Origin of the sequence: Streptosporangium jomthongense (assembly GCF_042650425.1) — a bacterium.
GTDB lineage: Bacteria > Actinomycetota > Actinomycetes > Streptosporangiales > Streptosporangiaceae > Streptosporangium.
This window is the reverse complement of sequence record NZ_JBHSBC010000021.1, coordinates 60,709-75,272: the sequence shown is the minus strand read 5'-3', so window position 1 is coordinate 75,272 and position 14,564 is coordinate 60,709. Positions and strand designations below refer to the sequence as shown.

Genomic DNA, 14,564 nt, shown 5'->3' with positions numbered 1-14,564 from the left:
GGGCCCACGGAACAGGTCCTCAGGCCTGGGGGCCGGGAGGATCGACGATGAGCGTGTAGTCGACGCCCGTGCGGAAGTCGTCGGAGGAGCCGCGGATGGTCAGGGTGTGGCGGCCGGGCTTCAACGGTCGCAGCCGTACCCAGATGCCGCACGCGGGGGAGAGCATCCTCCCCTTCCGGCCGGTCAGCGGGTTGCCCGCGACGCCGGTTATGGCGACGCGACCCTCGGTCAGCCGTTCGGACGCGACCGGCGCGCCGTCGAGGACGGCCTCACCCTTGGCGGCGGCCATGAACCTCCGGCACTCGGCCCTGGTGGCGGTCCGGTTCACCAGGGGGAACACGATCGGCCGTCCCTCGGGAACCTCGCATGTCCGCCGGGCCGTACCGCCGAAGGTGCCGGCGAGGAACCACACGTCCTGCGGCTGGTTCCGGTGGCAGAACCGTCCGCTCGGGTCCGTGACCGGATTCGTGTTCTCGGGCTCCGAGGACGCCCAGGTCCACCAGCGTCCCTGGATCGACGTCTCCGCCCCGGCTCCGCGAAGCCCGCAACCGGCGACGAGCCCAAGGACCAGCAGAAGGAACGGAACGGATCTGAGGGGCATCCCGGAATCATAGGACTCCGGATCTCGGGCCGGCGGTGTCGTCCGTGACGTTGGTTTCTCCGGGGAGGGCGCGGTGCCCGCTGGGTGACGTTCGGCGAGGGCCGTCCCCGATGTGGGCGCTCGCCGAAGGTCAGAACGTGTTCGCGATCTCGCCGACCAGGAAGGAGCCGAGCTCGACGAGGCGGTCCTTGGGCATGCGGGAGGTCGGTCCGGACAGGGCGATCGAACCGATGCACCTGCCGTTGTTGTTCAGGGGGGCCGCGACGCAGGACGCGCCGACGAGGGTCTCGTCGATGTCGAGGGCGTAGCCGAGGAGCCGGGACTCCTCGACCCGTTGGCGCAGGTCGAGCGGGCCCTTGGCGGCGCGGTCCGTGCCGCCCGAGTAGCTCAGGGTGCCGAGGACCTCGTCGAGGGCGACGTCGTCGAACGTCGACAGGTAGGCCCTGCCGACCGCCGAACAGTGGATGGGCCGTACGGTGCCGAGCCGTTCGCGCAGGGTGAGTACCTCGGATGAGGGCTGGTACTGCACGTAGACCATGTTTCCGCTGGCCGGGGCGGCGAAGAGGGAGGCCTCGCCGGTCCCGCCGGTCAGCCGCTTGAGCAGCGGGCCGACCTTCTCTATCAGCTGTTCGTGCGCGGGATGGTTGACGATCAGCCCGTAGAACCGCTCCGGGCGGATGGTGAACTCCTTGGTGGCGTCGTCGCGGGCGACGTAGCCGGCGTCCACGAGATCGCCAAGTATGCGCAGCGCACTGCTGCGGTTCACGTTGACCAACCGCCCTACCTCGGCCGCCGTCGCAGACTTGGTGGCCAGTTGCTCAAGAACCATGAGACCGCGCCTGATGTGCGACATGCTCCCGAGGTCGCTGTTGTCCCGTGATGGATTGTCTGGCATAGAGAAATTCTCTCCTTACCAAGATCCTGGACTGACCGTCTTCTCGGAATCTTCTCAGTGTGGGCAGGGGTGCGCCGCGCACTGAGGTGTGTTGCGCTGCCGACAACATAGCACGCTCAAGTTGGGCCAAGGAAGCGCCCGATTTCGCAGCTGGACCGGTCCAAGGTGCCGGATCTGTACTGTTTCACCCCTGGTTGACCCCTTGACATGCCTTGCGGGGCTGCCTAAGTTCGTCAGCCATACGCGTTGCATTGATTGCAACTTTACCGAGGAGTTGAGGATGTCCGAGGTGTCGGAGGGCGTCCAGGTCGTCGACCAGGTCGCGACGGGCGGTGAGGTTGAGCTGGACGGCCTGTCGAAGAAGTACGGGACCGTCGAGGCGGTGCGCGGTGTCTCGCTGAACATCCGACGCGGTGAGTTCCTGGCGATCCTGGGTCCCTCCGGTGCGGGAAAGACGACGCTGCTCAACATGCTCACCGGCTTCGAGGAGCCGACGAGCGGTGCGATCCGCATCAACGGCCGGGACGTCGCGCGGCTGGCGCCGCACAGACGCGAGATCGGCGTCGTGTTCCAGCACTACGCCCTGTTCAAGCACATGACCGTCGCCCAGAACGTGGGCTTCCCGCTGCGGATGCGGCGGATGCCGCTCCGGGAACAGCGCGGCCACATCCAGCACGCCCTTGAGCTGGTCAAACTTGAGGACTACGCGACCCGCTTCCCCGACCAGCTCTCCGGCGGTCAGCAGCAACGGGTCGCGCTCGCCCGCGCGATCGTGTTCCGGCCCGCGCTGCTCCTCATGGACGAGCCGCTCGGCGCGCTCGACAAGCGGCTGCGCGAGCACATGCGCGTCGAGATCAAACGCCTCCAGCGCAACCTCGGCGCGACCGTCATCTACGTGACCCACGACCAGGGCGAGGCCCTCACCATGGCCGACCGCGTCGCGGTGATGAACGACGGCGCCGTCGAACAACTCGGCACGCCGACCGACCTGTACGAGAGACCCGCGAGCGCCTTCGTGGCCGACTTCGTCGGGGAGACCAACTTCTTCACGGGCCGTTCCGTCCTCGACGCCGACGGCCAGGTCCGGGTCGTCCTCGACGGCGACTCGTCGCAACACCGCCGTGAGGTGGCCAACGCGGCCTCGCTCAGGCCCGACCGGGGCGTCGAGGTCGGGGTCCGCCCGGAACAGGTCTCGCTGCTGCCCCCCGACGGCGCCGACGGCACGGGCGCGCAGGCCGTACCGGGTGTGGTGAGCGAGGTGCTGTACGAGGGCGCGACGGCGCTGCACGTCGTCGAGACCGCGATCGGGAACCTCAACGCGCGCCTGTCGTTCAGGAACCTCACCGAGACCAGATGGGCCGTCGGCGACCGGGTCGCCGTCCACTGGGACCCCTACGCCGCACGCGGCTACCACGCGGACGGCCGGCGGTAAGCCGCAGGTCAGGACGCGTCAGAGATGTGCAAGACAGAAAGGTTCGGCTGATGAAGTTCTCCCGGAAGACCGTGCTGGGGGCGGCGGTGACGGCCGGAGCCCTGCTCACGACCGCCGCCTGTGGAAGCGGCGACGACACCGGCGGTGCCCCCTCCGCCGGTACGGTCGTCGTCCCCGACCCCGGTGGTGACCTGGGCAAGGCGATGAAGAAGGCCTTCTTCGACCCGTTCGAGAAGAAGACGGGGATCGACGTCGTGCTCAGCCCCGGCGAGTTCGACGCCGCCGTGGTGCTCACGGGCGTCAAGGCCGGTGCCCCCGCCTTCGACCTGGTGAACATCAACGGCGCCGTACTCCAGCGGTTCCGCGACGGCGCCGCCCTCGAACCGGTCGACTACACGCTGTGGAAGGCCGGGGACCGCGAGAAGATCTCCCCGGTGAAGGCCGCCGACGACGCGGTGCCCGCCTACTACATCTCCGTCGTCCCGGCCTGGAGCACCGCCAAGCTCGGCGACCAGGCGCTGACCTCGTGGGCGGACTTCTGGGACGTCGCGAAGTTCCCCGGGAAGCGGACCCTCGCGCCGGGCGCCTGGGGCGCGGGCGGCGCGACGTTCGAGATCGCGGCACTGGCCGACGGCGTCGCGCCGAAGGACCTCTACCCCATCGACTACGACCGGGTGTTCGCGAGCCTGGACAAGCTCAAGCCGAACCTCGTCAAGTACTGGGAGACCGGCGCCGAGCCCATCCAGCTGCTCACCGGCGGCCAGGTCACGGTCGCCAGCGCGTGGAACGGCCGGGTCGCGGGCGCCAAGGAGAAGGGCGTGCCGGTCGCGAGCACGTGGAACCAGTCGATCCTGCAGTACGACAACTGGGCGATCCTCAAGGGCGCCAAGAACGCCAAGAACGCGCAGAAGCTCCTGGCCTTCATGATGGAGCCGCAGGCCCAGGCGGACTTCGCGAACGCGATCACCTACTCGCCGGCGAACTCGGCGGCCTTCGACCTGCTCCCCGAGGACCGCGCCGCCCTGCTGCCGACGTCACCGAAGAACGTCGCCTCCGCCGTGACCCAGGACTACGACTGGTGGACCTCCACCGCCCCCGGGTCGACCAAGTCCAATGAGGAAGTCGCCATCGAGCGCTGGCAGGCGTGGGTCTCCAAGTAGCCCACGGCCCGTCCGCGATCGAGACGACCTCGACCTAGGAGATCCATGTCGGTCGACAGCTCCCCGGAGCGGTTCACCGGTGATCCGGCCGCCCCCCCACGGCACAGGCCGGATCGCCGGTGGCTCACCCTGGTTCCGCTCCTGGCGGTCCTGATCCTGCTGTTCGTCGTCCCGCTGTGCTCACTGCTGGTCGACAGTTTCCGCGGCGGGCAGGGACTCACCCTGGAGAACTACCACGAGCAGGTGACCTCGCCGGTCTTCTGGCGGGCGATGCGCCGCACCCTGGTCATCGCCGCGCTCTCGACCGGCATCTGCGTCGCCCTCGGGTACTGCATGGCCTACGCGCTCACCCGGATGCCCAAACGGCTGCGCGGCGCGCTGATGGTCGTGGTGCTCGTGCCGTACTTCACGAGCATCCTGATCCGCTCCTACGCGTGGATCGCGATCCTCGCCCCCAGCGGGCTCGTCGCCAAAACGCTCGCGCTTGTCGGCATCGACAACCCTCCTGACCTGGTGTTCAACCAGACCGGCATGCTGATCGGCACCGTGCAGATCCTGCTGCCGCTGGCGCTGCTGCCGATCTACAGCGTGATGAGCGGCATCGACCGCGCCGCCGTACGGGCCGCGCAGAGCCTGGGGGCCTCGCCGGCGGTCGCGCACTGGCATGTGTACCGGCCCGCGACCTCCTCGGCGGTCCTGGCCGCCGCCGCCCTGGTCTTCATCAGCACCCTCGGCTTCTACGTGACGCCCGCGCTGCTCGGCGGCCCCGGCGACACGCTCATCGCCCAGTCCATCCTCGTCCAGTTCTCCAACCTCGTCGATCCCGCCGGGGCCGCGGCGCAGGCCGTACTGCTCCTGCTGGTCGTCCTGGTGCTGTTCGTCGTCCTCTTCCGCTACCTCGCGCCCTCGCTCTCCATCGGGAGCACCGCCGCGAGCCCCCGCCGGGAGTCCACGAAACAGGACGAACGGTATGAGCGGCTGCGTGACCTGCGTGCCCGGGTGCTCGACACCGTCCTCGGCGTCGTCGGACGGCTGCGCCTGCCCATCCTGGTCGGCGGCTGGCTCGTGGGCGCCGCCCTGCTGGTCACGCCGCTGGTCGTGGTGGCCATCTGGTCCTTCAGCGACGCGACCTACCTGATCTTCCCGCCGGAGGAGTACTCCACCCGGTGGTTCGCCGACTACCTCGCCGACGAGTCGTGGATCGGCTCGACCTTCCTCAGCCTGGGCATCGCCTCGCTCTCCGCGGCGATCGGCGTGGTCATCGGCGGTCTCGGCGCCTTCGGTCTCGTACGGGGCCCACGGCGCTCGCGGGTGCCGGTCGCGGTCCTGGTCGCGATGCCGATGATCGTCCCTCCGATGATCTACAGCCTCGGGTTCTTCGTGCTCGTGGCGCCGCACGGCCTCGTCGGCACCCCGCTGGGCCTGGTCCTGCCGTACGTGGTGCTGGGGCTGCCCTTCGCGGTGTCGATCACGGCGGCGGCGCTGCGCAACCTCGACGTGCGGCTGGAGAACGCCGCGCGCAGCCTGGGCGCCGGACCCCTGTCGGTGCTCAGACACGTCCTGCTGCCCGCGCTGCGCCCGGCGCTGGTCAGCGGCTTCGTGTTCGCCTTCCTCGCCGCGTTCGACGACGTCGTCGTCGCGACCTTCATGTCCGGGCCGACCGCGGTGACGCTGCCGCTGCGGATGTTCCAGGACATCAAACTCGAAGTGAGCCCGAGGACAGCCGTCGTCGCCGTCGTCCTGCTCGGAGCAGGGGCGGCCGCGGTCCTCCTCCGGTTCGTCATGGCCTGGCTCGTGCGCGCCGTACGGGTGGCGCTGAGCCGGATGGGAGCCTCATGAACACCCCCTCGGTCGTCGCGGAGATGACCTCCCCCTATGTCGAGAACCAGGAGTTTCCCGGCATCGTCTACCCGACCTCGGTCACGGCGACGCTGGAGGCCTTCCGCCGGTCGTTCCCCGACGCCGAACGGCTCGCGCCCGAGGAGGACGGCGGCGCCGCGGCGCTGACCGTGCACAGCCCCGAATACGTCGACTTCGTCAAGGAGGGCAGCGGACGGCAGGAGGGGTCCACGAAGTTCCCGCTGAACGTCATCGCGGTCCCCGCCCTGAAGGTCTCCGAGCCGCGCACCTTCGTGGGACGGCACATCCAGTACTTCTTCGACGAGATCACCCAGGCCACCCCCTCGGTCTGCCAGGGGGCGCTGCACAGCGCGGCGGCCGCCCAGCAGGGCGCCCGCAGGCTCGCGCGGGCCGACCGGTCCTCCCCGGGGCTGGTGCTCGTGCCGTCCCGCCCCCCGGGCCACCACGCCCTGCCCACCGTGGGCGGCGGACTGTGCGTGTTCGCCAACGCCGCCATCGCGGCCCGCGAACTCTCCCGAAGCGGCCGGGTCGCCGTGCTCGACATCGACCAGGACCACGGCAACGGCACCCAGGCCGTGTTCTACGACGACCCGTCGGTCCTGACCGTCTCGATCCACGCCGAGGGCTGGCCGCACGTCGCCGGGTTCGCCGAGGAGACCGGTGGCCCCGGCGCCCCCGGCGGCAACCTCAACCTGCCGTTGCCGACCGGTTCGGGCTTCGACGCCTACCTGCCCGCGTTCGAGACGGCGCTTGAGGCGATCACCCGTTTCGAACCCGACCACCTCGTCCTGGCCCTGGGCTACGACGCCCACCGGGAGCAGGGGTTCGGGCTGCTGCGCCTGGACGTCGCGGACTTCGGCGTCCTCGGCCGCCGCATCGCCGGGCTGCGCCTGCCGACGCTGGTGACCACCGAGGGGTGCTACGGCTACTACGACTCGACCGCCGAGGCCGCCGACGCCTTCTTCGCGGGGTGGGCCGAGGGATGGCGGTGAGCGCCACCATGCGCGCCGCGCTCCTGACCCGCGTCGGCGGGCCGCTGGAGATCCGCGAGGTTCCCGTCCCCGAGATCGGGCCGGACGAGGTCCTGGTACGGACTCTGTCCAGCGGCGTGTGCCGTACCGACCTGCACATCCAGGACGGCCTGGCCTACGTGCCCGGACTGCCGCACATCATGGGCCACGAACCCTCGGGCGTCGTGGTCGAACGCGGCCGGGACGTCTCCGGGGTCGAGATCGGCGAGGTGGTCGTGCCCCACCTGTTCGTCGCCGAGCGGGAGTGCCGCTTCACCCGGGCCGGGGCCGACGCGCAGGCGCTGCACCTGCGGGGGATCATCGGTGTGACGCTGCCGGGAGGCTTCGCGGAGTACTTCGCGGCCCCCGCGAGGAACCTGCTGAGGGTTCCCGAAGGCCTCGACCCCAGGATCGCCGGGCTGTCGAGCTGCGCGGTCGTCACGGCGGTGCACGCCTACCGGCGCGGCACCGTGACGCCGGTGCGGACCGCGGTCGTGATCGGCGTGGGCGGCATCGGGCAGATCATCCTCCAACTCCTGGCCGGTGCCGGGATCTCCGCCGCGGCCGTCGACGTGCGGCAGGAGAACCTGGCGCTCGCCGTACACAACGGGGCCGAGTACGTCGTGCCCGCGTCGTCGGCGGACCGGGTGTCCGCCCTGTGCGCCTGGGCCGCGTCCCGGGCCGGTGACGAGGGCCCCGCCGACGGCGCCGACCTGGTGATCGACCTGGTCGGAACGTCGGAGTCCATGGCCGACGCCGCGCGGTACGTACGCCGCAGGGGCCGGATCGTCGTGGTCGGCGAGGAGCCCGACCTCCCCGGCGTCAGCTCGACGGTCCTCGCCCAGCGCGAGCTGGAGATCGTCGGCTCGCGCAACGGCGACAGGAAGGACCAGCACGACGCGCTGCGGCTGCTCGCCGAGGGCGCCATCACCCCGGCACTGGACGAGGAGTACCCCCTCGACCACGCCAACGAGGCACTCGCCCGGCTGCGAAGCGGTCAGGCACGGGGCCGGGTCCTCATCACGCACAACGACCAGCGAGGAACGAGATGAAGATCGCGACCGACACGTGGATGCTGCGTCCACACCCCATCGACACGGTGTTCTCGACCGTACGGCAGGCGGGCTTCGAACACCTGGAGCTCTCGCCCCGGCCCGACGTGATGCCGAGCTACGGCGGCAGGCGCGCGTCCAAGGCGAAGATCGCCGAGATCGCGACGGCGTCGAAGACCCACGGCGTCGGGATCGCGTCCATCTTCATCGAGCAGGCCTGGGGAAGCTCGGAGGAGGACATCCGCCAGGCGGCGGTCGGCTACTGGAAGCAGACCGTCCAGCTGGCCGTCGACCTGGGCTGCGACCGCATCAACTCCGAGTTCACCGGACGGCCGAGCGCCCCGCAGGCCGGTGAGGCCGCGATGCGCCGCTCCCTGGAGGAGGTGCTGCCGCTGGCGGAGTCCGAGGGCATCACGATCGCGCTCGAACCGCATCCCGGCGACTGGCTTGAGTCCGGCATCGGGGCCGTCGACTTCATCAGGGGCCTGCAGAGCGACCACGTCACCTACCTGCACTGCGTGCCGCACACCTTCTACCTCACCGGTGTCGAGGACGAACGCGGCCACCTCAAGAACGTCAACCGCGACATCATCACCTACGCCGGCGAGACCATGGACCACGTCCACCTGGCCGACACCCTGCTGCCCGGCCGTACCTTCCTCAACCCGGGAAGCCCCGGGGTGCGCAACCACCAGCACCTCGACATCGGGCACGGCGACATCGACTGGGACGAGGTGTTCGACGCCCTGCGTGAGGTCGCCTTCGACGGCGTCCTGTCGGTGGCCGTCTTCCGGCACGAGTCACGGGTGATGGATTCCCTCACCCACAACCTTCGCATCATTCGCGAACGTCTCGAAGGGAGCGTTGCCCAGTGACCGGATCGATACGCTTCGGCGTCGTCGGCCTTGGAGAGATCTACCAGCTCGCCCACCACCTCGCCTACCAGCGGGCCGACGGCCTGGAGGCCGCGGTCGTCTGCGACCTGGACCCGGCCGTCGCCGAGCGGACGGCGCGGTCGCTCGGGGCGCGGGCGTCCACCGACTACCGCGAACTGCTCGACGACGACCGGATCGACGCCGTCGACCTCGTGCTTCCGCACAACGTGCACTACGAGATCGCACGGGAGTTCCTCGAAGCGGGCAAACACGTCCTGATCGAGAAGCCCATGACCGTGGACGCCGGGCACGCGCGTGAACTCGTCGCCCTCGCCGCGAGCAAGGGCCTCAAGTTCACCGTCAACGAGAACACCCGGTTCATCCCCGCCTACCAGGCCGCCCTCGACGCCATCAACGGCGACGAGATCGGGGACGTGACCCTCGTCCGCACCCTGATCAGCGGCAACGAGTTCGAACGGCTCGGCAACCCGAAGCTGTGGAAGGGCCGCCAGGACGGCTCGGGCGGCGGCACCATCATCGACGCCGGTGCCCACTCCTTCTACCTGCTGAAGTGGATGTTCGGCGAGGTCGCCTCCCTGCGGGCCATGTCCGACCGGCTCGTGGACGTCAGCCAGGTCGAGGACTGGTCGCTGGTGTGCGGCCGGACGCGCTCCGGCGCGCTCTTCTCCGTCGAGTCCACCTTCACCTCGGGAGGACCGTGGAACGAGCGCCTCGAAGTGCACGGCACCAAGGGCCTCATCGTCGTCGACCAGCACCAGAACCCCCCGGCCATGATCTTCCACGGCAAACGCGACCACGAGGGGTCGCCCCTGCCCGGTACGGCCTACGAGCCCACCACCTGGAAGTACAACTCGATCGCGGCCGGGATCGAGAGCTTCGCCCGTTCGATCGCGAAGGACGAGCCGACCGCCGTCGCCCCCGAGGACGGCGCCTACGCGGTACGGATCATCGAACTCGCCTACGAGTCGGTGGCCACCGGCCGTCCCGTCTCGCTCTGAGATTTGTCACCCCGTTCCACAGAAAGAGGAGAAACCCCCATGGACCCGCTCGTCATCACCGTCACGGTCGACAGCACGATGTCCTATCCCGGCTACAAGGGCATGCCGGCCATCGAGGACACCGACAAGGTCGGCCAGGAGTACATCGACTCGGTGAACGCGGGCGCGACACTGTGCCACCACCACGGTGTCCACTACCTGGAGGACGCCATCCAGGAAGACGGCAAGAAGCTTTCCAAGATCGACTTCGACGGTTGGCGGGATCTCACCGAGAAGATCCGGACCGTGGGCACCGATCCGATCATGCAGTTCGGCATCGCCAGCGCCCGGCTGCCCGAGAAGGTGGAACTCATGTCGCTCAAGCCCGACATGATGTCCTACGCGTTCAACGTGCACGACGAGTACTTCCAGCCCGACCCGGCCTACCCCGCCAACGAGATGTACTCCCTGCACCCGAGGGACGAGCTCGTCGAGTTCGTCACCGCGGCCGAGGCCAACGGCGTGAAGCCGGAGATCGAGTGCTTCTACACCGGCGCGTTCTGGAACCTGGAGTACGTCCGGCGGCAGGGCCTGCTGAAGGAGAAGGCCTGGGCGACCCTGTTCTTCGGCTGGCAGGGTGGCGCGTGGACGCCGCCGACCCCGGACGCGCTCATGTACATGGTCAACCACCTCCCCCCGAACACGAACTGGAACATCAGCGTCATGGACCCGGTCGCGCAGTGGCAGCTGCTGCCGCTGGCCATCGCGCTGGGCGGCCACGTCCGCGTCGGCTGGGAGGACAACCCCTACCTGCCCAACGGTGAGGCCTCGCGCAGCAACGCCGAACTGGTCGAGGTCGCGGTCACCATGGCCCAGCAGATCGGCCGCCCGATCGCGAACGTCGAAGAGGCCAGGCGCATCGCCGGGGTGAGCAGGTGACCGGCCTGATGAGTGGCGGTACCGCACAGGACCCGGTGCAAAGCGGTACCGCACAGGACCCGGTGCGCGGCGGTACGGCACAGGACCCGGTGCGCGGTGGTACCGCACCGGAGCCGGTGCGTGCCGTACGGGGTCTGGCGCGTGCCCGGCTCGGCGACGGCCGGGTCGTGCTCGTCAGGATCGAGTCGGAGGAGGCGACGGTCCTCGCGACCGAGTCCGACCACCCGGCGGCCGACGTGCTGAGGGAGGCGCTGCACACCGGCGCGTGGCGCGCCGACGGCGAGCCGGTCGCGGCCGGTGACCTCGAACTCCTCGCCCCGATCGCGAACCCCTCGAAGATCGTGTGCGTCGGGCTCAACTACCGTGACCACGCGGAGGAGTCGGGCGTCGAGCCTCCGGCCAGGCCGTTGCTGTTCGCGAAGTTCCCCAACGCGCTGCGGGCCTCCGGCGCCGTCGTCGAGGTGCCGGAGGACCTGTCCGGCCAACTCGACTACGAGGGCGAACTGGGCGTCGTGATCGGGCGCCGGGCCAGGGACGTCGCCCTGGACGAGGCGCTCGACCACGTCCTCGGCTACGTCGCGGCCAACGACCTGTCGGCCAGGGACGCCCAGTTCTCCGACGGCCAGTGGCTGCGCGGCAAGTCCGCCGACGGGTTCTGCCCGGTCGGGCCGGTCGTGACGCTCGCCGAGGACGTCGAGGACCCCCAGGCGCTGCGCATCGTCACCCGGCTCAACGACCAGGTCGTCCAGGACGGCTCGACGGAGAAGATGATCTTCTCTGTCGCGGAGATCGTCTCCTACGCCTCCCGCTACCTGACGCTCGAACCGGGGGACCTGATCCTGACGGGTACCCCGCCGGGTGTGGGTTTCGCGCGCACGCCCCCGCTGGTGGTGGGGGACGGCGACGTGGTGACGGTGACCGTGGAAGGCGTCGGCGAGGTCGTCAACCGGGTACGCGTCATATGAGATGACCGCCCGGCCGCCCTCCAGGGAAGTCCTCCAGGAAGGGCGGCCGGCCTGTCACCGGTTTGCCGGAGTCGGGCTGGTCGGTCCGTCGTCGGTTCGCCGGAGTCGGGACGGCCGACCTTGACCGGTTCACCAGAGCCGGGCCGGCCGACCCGTCGTCGGCTCGCTGGAGTCGGGCTGGTCGGTCCGTCGTCGGTTCGCCGGAGTCGGGACGGCCGACCCATCGCCGGTGCGCCGGAACCGGGCCGGTCGGTTCGCCATCGGTCCGTCGTCGGCTCGCTGGAGTCGGGCGGGTCGGGACGGAGCAGCGGGAGGTACATCGGGGAGGGACACGGCATGACAGGGCTCACAGCGGGACTCACGGCGGGACGGATCATCGTCGCGCCGGACAAGTTCCGTGGGTCGCTGACCTCTCCCGAGGTGGCCGCCCACGTGGCCGCCGGACTGCGCGCCGCCGCTCAGGGGCGGGTGGCCGTGGTCCGGCTCCCGGTCGCCGACGGCGGTGACGGCACCGTGGAGGCGGTGGTCGCGAGCGGGTTCACCCGGGTCGAGACGGAGGTGACCGGACCGGTCGGCGCGCGGATCCCGGCGGCCTACGCCGTACGCGACGAACGGGACGGCCGGGTCGCGGTCGTCGAGCTGGCCGAGGCCTCCGGCCTGCGGAAACTACCCGGTGACCCGGCGCCGCTGACCGCCACGAGCCGGGGCGCCGGCGAACTCATCGCCCACGCCGTACGGCACGGCGCGCGGCGGATCGTGCTCGGCCTCGGCGGCAGCGCCTGCACCGACGGCGGCGCGGGCATGCTCCAGGCGCTCGGCGTGCGGCTGCTGGACGCGGCAGGGAACGACCTGCCGCCGGGCGGCGCCGCGCTGCGCGACCTGCGCACGATCGACGCCTCGGGCAGACTGCGCGGCTTCGAGGTCGTCGTGGCGAGCGACGTGGACAACCCACTGCTCGGACCGTACGGCGCCGCGACCGTGTACGGCCCGCAGAAGGGCGCAACCCCCGAGGACGTGGCCGTCCTTGAGGCCGGCCTGACCAGGCTGGTAGCCGTCACCGAGTCCGGCGGCGTCGCGTTCACGCCGGACGCGCCCGGCTCGGGCGACACCGCGCACACGCCAGGTGTGGCTGTCCCCGGCGGCGTCGCGTCCGTGCCGGACACGGCCGGGTCAGGCGGCGCCGTACACGCGCCGGACACGGCCACCCCCGGCAGTGCCGTACACACGACGGGCGTGGCTGTTCCCGGCGGGGCCGTACACGCGCGGGACACGGCCACCCCTGGCGGGGCCGTACGCGTGACGGGTGTGGCGAGCAGGCCCGGGGCGGGGGCGGCGGGTGGGGTGGGGTTCGGCGCGCTGGCCTTCCTCGACGCGGAGATCCGGCCCGGCATCGGCTACCTGCTTGACCTGGTGGACTTCGACCGGCACGTGAGGGGCGCCCGGCTGGTGATCACCGGTGAGGGCTCGATCGACGAGCAGACCCTGCGCGGCAAGGCCCCCGTGGGCGTCGCGGCGGCGGCCGCCAGGCACGGCGTGCCGGTCGTGGCGGTCTGCGGCCGGCGTTCGGTGAGCGAAGCGGAGCTGCGGGCGGTCGGGATCGAGGCCGCCTACGCGCTGACCGACGTCGAACCCGACGTACGACGATGCATGACCGAGGCGGGTCCCCTCCTCGAACGCCTCACCACCCGGATCGCCACCCCCTGAGACGGTGACCGGTCGATCGACCCGTTGAGCGTCGCCAGAACCGTGCTACGCACGGCCTCTGTGGCCCGTGCCCAGCGACTGAACCGTACGCGCGTTGCCATCAGCCACGCGGACTGATGTCTTAACGGTGACGTTGCCAGTACGGCGGAGCACGCGAACCGTAGGCGATGTAGGGACACCCGGAACGGGACAGGCTGTCTCCGGCTTCGGACGGTGGGCTTGACACTCGATTGAACCTTGGCGCTGTTGAGCGGCTGAATGCTCTGGGAAAGGGCGGTGGCCACACGAAACTTCAGATCAGGAAATTTCATCAAGAGGAGCGAACATGGAATCAGGATCAGCTAGTGGTATCGGCACTCCAAGCCGCTCGAAAGCCTGACGTAACGCACTGTCAGTAGCGAGCACGAGATCGTATATGCCTGCCGTTCGCTGGGCAGCCACGATCTCTGCGACGAGCTTGAAGAGCTTCTCTGCTTCTTCCCGGCGGGCGTCGAGCATCTGTTCGAAGATGTCAGCCACGTTCTCGGGATTCTCGGTAAGTCGTACGGCGTAACGGGCGAACGCGCTGCCGGTGGCTTCGGACAGGAGATCCTCCCAAACCGCACCCGTTTCACGAAGCTTTTCGACGCGCAGCTTTGCGGCCTCAGCACGTGCTTCGATCGCGTGCATGTCGAACAGATGAGTGCGTCTGACCTCCTTCACCTCCTCGGGAAGCTCTAGCTCGGCCCTCGCGCTCCAACGAGAGATGATCTTTGCGTCCGTACGTGATACCCCCGATAGGCAGCGGTCAAGGGCTATGTTGACAGCTGTCTCCGCGGCGTCCGGTTCGAATATGGAGTGTCGTCGCGTAGTAGCGCGAATCGTCTGCCGTATGAGGCCGTTGACGTGGTTGGCTTCTTCGCTGTCAGGCGTCCACTGGCTACGCCTGTTGTTCCGCAACCAGGACAGGTGGACTTTTACTGTGAAGTCGAAAGCTTCTCCAAGGGCGGGTGAAGTGAAAGGTGGAGTGTCGCTTTCCTCGGAGATGGAGGGGGGAGGAGTGGCATTTAAGCGTTGAATAAGGAACGTCATCA

The 14,564-nt window shown here is 69.6% G+C and carries 13 protein-coding genes; 10 read left to right on the top strand and 3 right to left on the bottom strand.

Translation table 11 applies throughout. From position 1 onward, the window contains the following. Positions 1–19: 19 nt before the first annotated feature. Positions 20–601, bottom strand: coding sequence for a signal protein (locus ACFOYY_RS21170; protein WP_362917440.1), 582 nt, complete (start codon positions 599–601; stop codon positions 20–22). Positions 602–731: 130 nt separating this feature from the next. Continuing rightward, positions 732–1,496, bottom strand: coding sequence for an IclR family transcriptional regulator (locus tag ACFOYY_RS21165; RefSeq protein ID WP_352012907.1), 765 nt, complete (start codon positions 1,494–1,496; stop codon positions 732–734). Between the two features lie 280 nt (positions 1,497–1,776). Between ACFOYY_RS21165 and ACFOYY_RS21160 the strand changes: the two genes are divergently transcribed. The 10 genes from ACFOYY_RS21160 (at position 1,777) to ACFOYY_RS21115 (ending at position 13,491) form a co-directional block, all read left to right on the top strand. Beyond that, positions 1,777–2,928 (top strand): ABC transporter ATP-binding protein, encoded by a 1,152-nt coding sequence (locus ACFOYY_RS21160; RefSeq protein WP_362917442.1) that lies wholly within the window; start codon positions 1,777–1,779, stop codon positions 2,926–2,928. 50 nt (positions 2,929–2,978) lie between these two features. Beyond that, on the top strand, positions 2,979–4,088 hold the full coding sequence (locus tag ACFOYY_RS21155) for an ABC transporter substrate-binding protein (protein ID WP_386191096.1): 1,110 nt from the start codon (positions 2,979–2,981) through the stop codon (positions 4,086–4,088). 45 nt (positions 4,089–4,133) lie between these two features. Continuing rightward, a complete protein-coding gene (locus ACFOYY_RS21150; protein ID WP_386191093.1) occupies positions 4,134–5,927 on the top strand; it encodes an ABC transporter permease subunit in 1,794 nt (597 codons plus the stop codon). Continuing rightward, complete coding sequence (locus tag ACFOYY_RS21145; protein WP_386191090.1) at positions 5,924–6,940, top strand: hypothetical protein; 1,017 nt, start codon at positions 5,924–5,926, stop codon at positions 6,938–6,940. Before ACFOYY_RS21150 ends, ACFOYY_RS21145 begins: the two co-directional genes overlap by 4 nt. Next, a complete protein-coding gene (locus ACFOYY_RS21140; RefSeq protein ID WP_386191087.1) occupies positions 6,937–8,010 on the top strand; it encodes an alcohol dehydrogenase catalytic domain-containing protein in 1,074 nt (357 codons plus the stop codon). The genes ACFOYY_RS21145 and ACFOYY_RS21140 overlap by 4 nt, the downstream gene beginning before the upstream one ends. Further along, positions 8,007–8,885 (top strand): sugar phosphate isomerase/epimerase family protein, encoded by an 879-nt coding sequence (locus ACFOYY_RS21135; protein ID WP_352012913.1) that lies wholly within the window; start codon positions 8,007–8,009, stop codon positions 8,883–8,885. The genes ACFOYY_RS21140 and ACFOYY_RS21135 overlap by 4 nt, the downstream gene beginning before the upstream one ends. Continuing rightward, a complete protein-coding gene (locus tag ACFOYY_RS21130; protein ID WP_362782472.1) occupies positions 8,882–9,904 on the top strand; it encodes a Gfo/Idh/MocA family protein in 1,023 nt (340 codons plus the stop codon). The genes ACFOYY_RS21135 and ACFOYY_RS21130 overlap by 4 nt, the downstream gene beginning before the upstream one ends. 39 nt (positions 9,905–9,943) lie before the next feature. Continuing rightward, the gene (locus ACFOYY_RS21125) at positions 9,944–10,822 is read left to right on the top strand and encodes a BKACE family enzyme (RefSeq protein ID WP_352012915.1); all 879 of its coding nucleotides are present in this window, start codon (positions 9,944–9,946) and stop codon (positions 10,820–10,822) included. A gap of 8 nt (positions 10,823–10,830) precedes the next feature. Next, on the top strand, positions 10,831–11,787 hold the full coding sequence (locus ACFOYY_RS21120) for a fumarylacetoacetate hydrolase family protein (RefSeq protein ID WP_386191083.1): 957 nt from the start codon (positions 10,831–10,833) through the stop codon (positions 11,785–11,787). A 336-nt stretch (positions 11,788–12,123) separates the two neighbouring features. Then, entirely contained in the window at positions 12,124–13,491 is a 1,368-nt protein-coding gene (locus ACFOYY_RS21115; RefSeq protein ID WP_386191080.1) for a glycerate kinase, read from the top strand. Positions 13,492–13,788: 297 nt separating this feature from the next. On the opposite strand, the gene ACFOYY_RS21110 is transcribed toward ACFOYY_RS21115, so the two are convergent. After that, positions 13,789–14,562, bottom strand: a complete 774-nt coding sequence (locus tag ACFOYY_RS21110) for a hypothetical protein (RefSeq protein ID WP_386191077.1) — start codon at positions 14,560–14,562, stop codon at positions 13,789–13,791. Positions 14,563–14,564 lie beyond the last annotated feature (2 nt).